This is a genomic window from Neisseria sp. P0022.S009, from assembly GCF_051956675.1.
Lineage (GTDB): Bacteria > Pseudomonadota > Gammaproteobacteria > Burkholderiales > Neisseriaceae > Neisseria.
Window position 1 is genome coordinate 1 of the sequence record NZ_JBQCXE010000067.1, and the last position, 448, is coordinate 448.

The 448-nt window shown below is 50.7% G+C and carries 1 pseudogene; it reads right to left on the reverse strand.

Annotation, left to right across the window (positions count from 1 at the left end):
* Positions 1 to 193: 193 nt before the first annotated feature.
* Positions 194 to 448 (reverse strand): annotated as a pseudogene (locus tag ACTHUG_RS11470) (signal recognition particle-docking protein FtsY); the annotation flags it as partial.

Genomic DNA, 448 nt, shown 5'->3' on the forward strand with positions numbered 1-448 from the left:
GTATTTCCACAACGGCTTCTTGAACTTGCTCGACAGTCTCGCTAACTGCCTCAACAGCTTCTTCTTTGACTGCTTCAGCTTGTTCCGCTACTTCTTCAGCAACCTCGGCCGCTTCAGACGGCATCTCGGCAACGGTTTCCTTTACCTGCTCAACAACCTCGCTGACGGTTTCAACAGCTTCTTCTCTGACTGCCTAAGCCTGTTCTGCCACTTCTTCAGCAGCCTCGACCGCTTCAGACGGCATCTCGGCAACGGTTTCTTTTACCTGTTCAACAGTCTCGCTGGCGGTTTCAACAGCCGCTTCTTTTGCCGCTTCAACGTGTTCTTCTACTTTTTCAACTGTTTCAGACGGCGTTTCGGTCAAAGTTTCCCGAACCTGCTCGACGGTTTCGCTGATAGTTTCAACAGCCGATTCGACAACTGATTCAACATGCCCTTTGACGCTTTC